The following is a 7,308-nucleotide window of genomic DNA, read 5'->3' as shown; positions in this document are numbered from 1 at the left end:
TTCTGGTCCTTTGGCGGGCTCTTCCTGGTCGATTCGCCGGAGCAGCGCCGGTTGCGGATCCACGACTCACGTGAGCTTGCACTGCAGGATTGGTTCGGCTCGGCCGGCTTCGATCGCGACGAGGACGAGTGGCCGCGGCGCTGGGCAAAAGCCTATGTCGATTTCGCAGCCGGCGAGAAGCGCAGCTGGCTGCACCGCCAGGGCATCCGCTGGTTTCCCATCGTCGGCTGGGCCGAGCGCGGCGRCTATCTCGCAACCGGGCATGGCAATTCGGTGCCGCGTTTCCACGTCACCTGGGGCACCGGCCCCGGTCTGCTCGAACCCTTCCTTCGACGCGTGCGCGAGGCTGCGGCAAGCGGGCTGGCTTCGCTGCGCTTCCGCCATCGCGTCACCGGGCTGACGAAGAGTGCAGGCGCGATCGACGGCGTCGAGGGCGAAATCCTGGAGACGAGCGGGGTCAGAGCTTCGACTATTCCTGGTTCGTGCTCGACCGGAGCATCATCGCCAAGGAGTTCGCGCTTTCCGGTTCGGAGCAGAATCCCGACGTTACCGGCAAGAGCTGGCGCAAGGTGATCGAGCGCGCCACTGCCGGCATTACGGGTCCGGTTCAGGCGTTCATGGACAAGGGCGAGGATTTCATCGTCGAGGCGGAGTTTTCGCGCCTCGTCGCGCGCATGAATGCCCTGACGGGCGACAACCTGATCGACGAGGCGCGTCTTCGCGCCGAGATCGAAGCACGCGACCGCGAGRCCAACAGCGCCTTCGGCAAGGACCTGCAGCTGACGGCTCTGCGCGGCGCACGCGCCTATATCGGCGACCGGTTGATCCGAACCGCAAGACCGCACCGCATCCTCGATCCACGGCACGGCCCGTTGATTGCTGTGCGCCTCAACATCCTGACGCGCAAATCGCTGGGCGGGCTTTTGACCGACCTGYCTTCGCGCGTGCTCGGAGACGATGGATCGCCTCTGGCCGGCCTCTATGCGGCTGGCGAAGCGGCCGGGTTCGGCGGTGGCGGGCTGCACGGCTATCGTGCACTCGAAGGAACCTTCCTTGGCGGCTGCCTGTTCTCGGGCAGGATTGCCGGACAGGAAGCAGCGCGCGCGGTTCGCTGAGTAGCGCCGGCGACCTCGCCCTGAGCGACATGAGACAGCAGCGTCCCGGCCAAATTTAGAGAAAAGCGAGAAGAACAGCGCCATTCCTCGCTTTTTAGACATGTCGTTCCGCAAACATAGGGCAGATGCAGGGCCCTCATGCCGTTCCGGCACTTTTAGCTTGCAACCGTAGCAGAAGCTGCGAAGTTCCTCAGCGGAAGACTTTGTCGATACCAAGGAGGCTCCGTGTCCTGGGTTCACTCTGTCCTGAACCAATCCCCCGAGATCGCACTCTTCTTGTCGCTGGCGATCGGATACTGGATCGGCAAGTTCCAGTTCGGGAAATTCCAGCTCGGCGGCGTCGCCGGCTCTCTGCTTGTGGCGGTCGTGATCAGCCAGGTTGGCGTCTCCATCGACAACGGCATCAAATCGGTCCTTTTCGCCCTGTTCATCTACGCGGTCGGTTTCGAAAGCGGACCGCAATTCTTCCGCTCGCTCGGCCGCCAATCGATCCGCGAGATCGTCATGGCGGCGGTCCTCGCCCTCAGCGGCCTGGCGACCGTCGTCGTGCTGGCGCGGGTGATGGGGTTGGACAAGGGCCTCGCTGCCGGCATCGCGGCCGGTGGACTGACCCAGTCGGCCATCATCGGTACCGCGAGCGCCGCCATCGGAAAGCTCGGCCTCGCAGCGGAAGAGGTGCAGCGACTGCAAGGCAATGTCGCGGTCGGCTACGCCGTCACCTATATCTTCGGCTCGTTCGGCGCGATCATCGTCTGCGTCAACGTCCTGCCCTGGCTGATGGGACGGACCATCCGCGACGACGCGATCAAGGCCGAGACCGAGCTTCTGGCTGGCGCCAAGATATATGGAGCCGGCGAACATGCCGCTGCTCCCGATCTCGTCGGACGGATCTTCCGCATCGAGGCCGGAGCCGGCAAGACCGTCGAAGACCTGGAGGCGAGCGCCCCGTCCCCCGTCAGCATCGAACGCGTCAAGCGCGGCGGCGCCTTGATTGCGGTGCAGCCTTCATTGCCGCTGACGGCCGGCGACATCGTCCTCGTCATCGGCCGACGGGTCGGCGTCGTCGGGCTGGCTCCCAAGTTGGGGCCCGAGCTGCAATCCTCGGAAGGCATGGATGTCATCGTCGTCACGCGCGACGTCGCGATCACCAATCCCGATTTCGTGCGCAAGACAGTCGCCGAAATCAATGCGGCCACCGCGGGGCAGCTCCGCCACGGCATCTATGTCATCGAGGTCAAGCGGGCCGGCAAGCCGATCGTCCTGAAGGGCGACACGATGATCGAGCCTGGCGACGTCGTCACCCTCTACGGCACGTCGGACGATGTGCAGCGCATGGCACGGATCGTCGGCAGCATCATCCTGCCCAGCGACAAGACGGATTTCGTCTTCCACGGCTTCGGCCTCGTCGTCGGCCTGCTGATCGGTCTTCTGGTCGTTCGCATCGGCTCGATCCCGCTGACGCTCGGCAGCGGCGGCGGCGCCCTGCTCTCCGGCCTCGCCTTCGGTTGGTATCGCAGTCGCAACCTGACGGTCGGCAACATGCCGACGCCGGCCTCGACCCTGCTGCGGGATCTCGGCCTCGCCGGGTTCGTCGCGGTCGTCGGGCTGCAATCGGGCCTGCAGGCGGTCAGCACGGTCCTACAAAGCGGCGTCTCGATCTTCATCGCCGGGGTCATCGTGACGATCCTGCCGCTGATCATCACCATGCTGGTTGGCCGCTACATCCTTCGCTACGACAACACGGCCATTTTCGCCGGTGCCCTTTCCGGCTCGCGCAGCGCCAATCCCGCCTTTGGCGAGGTGCTCGACAAGGCCGGCAACTCCATACCGACCACGCCCTTCGCCATCACCTACGCGCTGGCGAACGTGTTCCTCACCCTGCTAGGTCCCCTCGTCGTCGCCTTTGCCTGAACCAGCCGGAGACGCCCCATGACCATCGACTATTCGCAATATGCCAAGCTGAGCCCCTTCGAGCTGAAGGACGAGCTGATCAAGCTCGCCTCCAGCAGGGAAAACCGGCTGATGCTGAATGCCGGGCGCGGCAATCCGAACTTCCTGGCGACGCTGCCGCGACGGGCCTTCTTCCGCCTCGGCCTGTTCGCCGTCGCAGAAGCGGAACTCAGCTATTCCTACATGCAGAACGGCGTCGGCGGGTTGCCCAAGATCGCGGGCATCGAGGGCCGCTTCGAGCGCTTCACGGCCGAGCATCGCGATCAGCAGGGCGTCGTCTTCCTCGGGCGCGCGCTGAGCTATGTCCGCGACCAGCTCGGTCTTTCAGCCTCGGATTTCCTGCATGAGATGGTCGAAGGCATCCTGGGCAGCAATTACCCCGTGCCGCCGCGGATGCTGAAGGTCAGCGAGGACATCGTCCGGCAATACATCGTCAAGGAGATGATCGGCGGCTTCCTGCCGGCGGCGAGCATCGATCTCTTTGCCGTCGAAGGCGGAACCGCCGCGATGACCTATATCTTCAACACGCTGAAGCAGAACGGCCTGCTCAAGCGCGGCGACAAGGTCGCCATCGGCCTGCCCGTGTTCACACCCTATATCGAGATCCCGGAACTCGACGAATACGGGCTGGAAGAAGTCGCGATCAACGCCGACCCCAAGCAGGACTGGCAATACCCGGACAAGGAGCTCGAGAAGCTCAAGGACCCGGCGATCAAGGTGTTCTTCTGCGTCAACCCGAGCAACCCGCCTTCCGTCAAGATGGACGACCGCAGCCTGGATACGGTCGCGCGCATTGTTCGGGATCACCGGCCCGACCTCACCATCCTCACCGACGATGTCTATGGGACCTTCGCCGATAATTTCCGCTCGCTCTTTGCGATCTGCCCGCAGAACACCATGCTGGTCTACTCGTTCTCGAAATATTTCGGTGCGACCGGCTGGCGGCTCGGCGTGATCGCGACGCACAAACAGAACATCTTCGACGATCAGCTCGCAGCCTTGCCAGAGTCCACCAAGGTCGTGCTCGACAAGCGCTACGGCTCGCTGCTTCCCGATGTGCGTTCGTTCAAGTTCATCGATCGGCTCGTCGCCGACAGCCGCACCGTTGCACTCAACCACACGGCCGGCCTGTCGACGCCGCAGCAGGTGCAGATGGTGCTGTTCTCGCTCTTCGCGCTGATGGACGAGGGCGATAACTACAAGACCGAACTCAAGACGCTGATCAGGCGGCGCGAAGCGGCGCTCTACCGCGAGCTCGGGCTTCCGCCTGAAACCGGGCCGAATGCCGTCGACTACTACACCTTGCTCGATCTCGAAGACATCGCGCGCAAGCTGCACGGCCCCGAATTCGCGGCCTGGGTGAAGGATCGCGCGAGCGCCGGCGACCTTCTCTTCCGCATCGCCGACGAGACCGGCATCGTGCTCCTGCCCGGTCGCGGTTTCGGCACGCAGCAACCGGCAGGTCGCGTCTCGCTCGCCAATCTGAACGAGTTCGAATACGCCCGGATCGGCCACGCCTTGCTTGGCATGGCCGACGAATTCTATGCGGAGTTCAAGAAGAAGGGCGGGAAACCAGCCAAGGCCAAGGATTCAGCCGCGAAGAAGCCAGGCAAGAAGAAGAAATCCTGAACCCGATCGCACGCTAAATCATCGGACCGGATATCGTATCCGGTCCGATGATCTAACCTTCTGCGTTTGCATAGGCTTTCCCGAAAACCGCAATCCACTTTTCGGGCCGATGCTTTAGGCCATCGGCCGCATCATCCCTCACCGCAACGTTCGGTTTTGGATGATGCGGCCGGATGGGTCCGGATAGATTCCGTGATGTTTTCCTGTTCGGGAACGCCGATCGGAGACGGGGCCTCACGGCGAACCGCAGCGCCAGCCGAGTCAGCGATCAAGGGCCGATCACGGTTCCCCGGGCCCGGCCACCGGAGACGCGGCAGGAGCAGCCCGTGCCGACCAATCCCGCGTCGATCAGCGCGCAGGTCCTGACCGGCGTCGCGCAATAGCCGCCGACATCGCTCGAGACGGGCGTGGAATAGGCAGGGTAGCTATAGGAGTAAGCATAAGGAGACTCGTAGGGATACGAATAGTCGTATCCGTAATACGGGTAGGCAGCCGAGGCCGCGATCGCCGTGCCGGCAACGAGACCGGCCGCGCCCCAGCCATAGCCGTAACGGGAGTAACCCCAGCCGCGACGCCAGCCCCAGTAGTTTCCTGCCCGCATATAGGGTCGGTTCCAGCCGCCTCTCCAGCCGACGCCGCGATATCCGTACCCTCCAGGCCGGAACCCGACGCCCCGCCCGTACCAACCGCCGGCGCGCATGCCACCATGCCAGCCGCCGCCATGGAAGCCCCCTCCGCCGTATCGTCCCTGGGCGGATGCATCGTCGACAGCGACAGTGACAAGGGGAAGGACTGAAGCCGCAAGAAGTAGGATGTGGCGCATGGCACGCTCCCGCGACGGAACACACCACAATCATAGCGCGAAGGAGGTGGCCGGGGATCCCTCGGACGGCACACGTTTCAGCGATTGCACGAATACGCGGCGAGCAGGCTGAATGAAGAATGGCCGGGACGAGCCCGGCCATCATCAAAGGCGTTCCTTCGGAACCTCCTTCGGAATTATCCCGTCACCGCACCCTCGCTGGCGGAGCGTGCGAGCGCCGAATATTTTGCCAGCACGCCGCGCTTGTAGCGGGGCTCCGGCTGCGTCCAGGCAGACCGCCGGCGTTCGATCTCGGCCGCGTCGACATCGAGCTGCAGGAGCAGCTTGTGAGCGTCGATCGTGATCTGGTCGCCTTCGTGGACGAGCGCGATCGTGCCGCCCTCGAACGCCTCGGGCGTGACGTGGCCCACGACCATGCCCCAGGTGCCGCCGGAGAAGCGGCCATCCGTGATCAGGCCGACGCTGTCGCCGAGGCCACGGCCGATGATCGCCGAGGTCGGAGCCAGCATCTCAGGCATGCCCGGCCCGCCCTTCGGCCCGAGATAGCGCAGGACCACAACGTCGCCGGGGCGGATCTTGTCGGAAAGGATCGCCTCCATCGCCGATTGTTCGTCCTCGAACACCCGAGCAGGACCGCTGATGACGGGGCTCTTCAGACCCGAGATCTTGGCAACCGCTCCGCCCTCCGCGAGATTGCCCCTGAGGATGGCGAGGTGGCCTTCCTTGTAGAGCGCCCCGCTGATCGGGCGGATCACCTCCTGCGAGGCCCGCGGCACATCCGGCACATCGGCCAGCTCTTCCGCCATGGTGCGCCCGGTGATGGTCAGGCAATCGCCATGCAGGAGCCCGGCGGTGAGCAGGACTTTCAGCACCTGCGGGACACCGCCGGCCTGATGCAGATCGACAGCCATGTATTTGCCGGAGGGCTTGAGGTCGCAGATCACCGGAACCTTGCGGCGAACGCGCTCGAAATCGTCCAGCGTCCACTCCACCTCGGCGGCGTGGGCGATCGCCAGATAATGCAGCACGGCATTGGTCGAACCGCCGGTCGCCATGATCAGCGCGACCGCGTTCTCGATCGACTTGCGGGTGACGATATCGCGCGGCTTGATGCCCTTCTTCACCGCCTCGACCAGAACGCGGGCCGATTCAGCGGTGCTGTCGACCTTCTCCTGATCGGGATTGGCCATGTTGGAGGAGTAGAGCAGCGACATGCCGAGCGCTTCGAACGAAGAGCTCATCGTGTTTGCGGTATACATTCCGCCGCAGGAACCGGTCGTCGGGCAGGCGTTGCGCTCGATCCCGTCAAAGTCCTCCTGGCTCATCTTGCCGGCCATGAAGGCACCGACCGCCTCGAAGGCCGAGACGATCGACAGATCCTCACCCTTCCATTTTCCCGGCTTGATGGTGCCGCCATAGACATAGATCGCCGGCGCATTGGCACGCAGAATGCCGATCATGCCGCCCGGCATGTTCTTGTCGCAGCCGCCGAGGACGAGCACGCCGTCCATCCACTGGCCCTGCACCGAGGTTTCGACGCAATCGGCAATGACCTCGCGGGAGACCAGGGAGTATTTCATGCCCTCGGTGCCCATCGACATTCCGTCCGAGATCGTCGGCGTGCCGAAGACCTGCGGATTGCCGCCGGCTGCCTTGATCGCTGCGATCGCGGCGTCCGCCAGCGGCTGCAGGCCGGCATTGCACGGCGTGATCGTCGAATGCCCGTTGGCGATGCCGATCATCGGCTTGTCGAAATCGGCCTTCTCGTAACCCAGCGCGTAATACATCTGT

Annotated in this window: 4 protein-coding genes and 1 pseudogene; 3 read left to right on the top strand and 2 right to left on the bottom strand. The window is 64.1% G+C overall.

Annotated elements, in window-relative coordinates:
* The 3 genes and pseudogenes from AC1DRP_RS33510 to AC1DRP_RS33500 form a co-directional block, all read left to right on the top strand.
* A pseudogene (locus tag AC1DRP_RS33510) lies at positions 1–1,115 on the top strand (FAD-binding protein); the annotation flags it as partial.
* 225 nt (positions 1,116–1,340) lie between these two features.
* Positions 1,341–3,026, top strand: coding sequence for an aspartate-alanine antiporter (gene aspT / locus AC1DRP_RS33505; RefSeq protein ID WP_441490918.1), 1,686 nt, complete (start codon positions 1,341–1,343; stop codon positions 3,024–3,026).
* An 18-nt stretch (positions 3,027–3,044) separates the two neighbouring features.
* Entirely contained in the window at positions 3,045–4,694 is a 1,650-nt protein-coding gene (locus AC1DRP_RS33500; protein ID WP_476770778.1) for a bifunctional aspartate transaminase/aspartate 4-decarboxylase, read from the top strand.
* 268 nt (positions 4,695–4,962) lie between these two features.
* Here AC1DRP_RS33500 and AC1DRP_RS33495 read toward each other — a convergent pair whose 3' ends face one another.
* Together AC1DRP_RS33495 and ilvD are read right to left on the bottom strand one after the other, a co-directional pair.
* Positions 4,963–5,517 (bottom strand): hypothetical protein, encoded by a 555-nt coding sequence (locus AC1DRP_RS33495; protein ID WP_441490920.1) that lies wholly within the window; start codon positions 5,515–5,517, stop codon positions 4,963–4,965.
* A gap of 176 nt (positions 5,518–5,693) precedes the next feature.
* Positions 5,694–7,308 (bottom strand): dihydroxy-acid dehydratase (ilvD, locus tag AC1DRP_RS33490; protein WP_476770777.1); only part of this gene is annotated, 1,615 nt, incomplete at its 5' end.

It is taken from the genome of Allobosea sp. 01N443 (genome assembly GCF_056399325.1).
This window is presented reverse-complemented; position numbering and strand designations above follow the sequence as displayed.

Coding starts and splice junctions, on each gene's coding strand:
- AC1DRP_RS33500 (WP_476770778.1), top strand. CDS start 3,045: ATGACCATCGACTATTCGCAATATGCCAAGCTGAGCCCCTTCGAGCTG.
- AC1DRP_RS33495 (WP_441490920.1), bottom strand. CDS start 5,517: ATGCGCCACATCCTACTTCTTGCGGCTTCAGTCCTTCCCCTTGTCACT.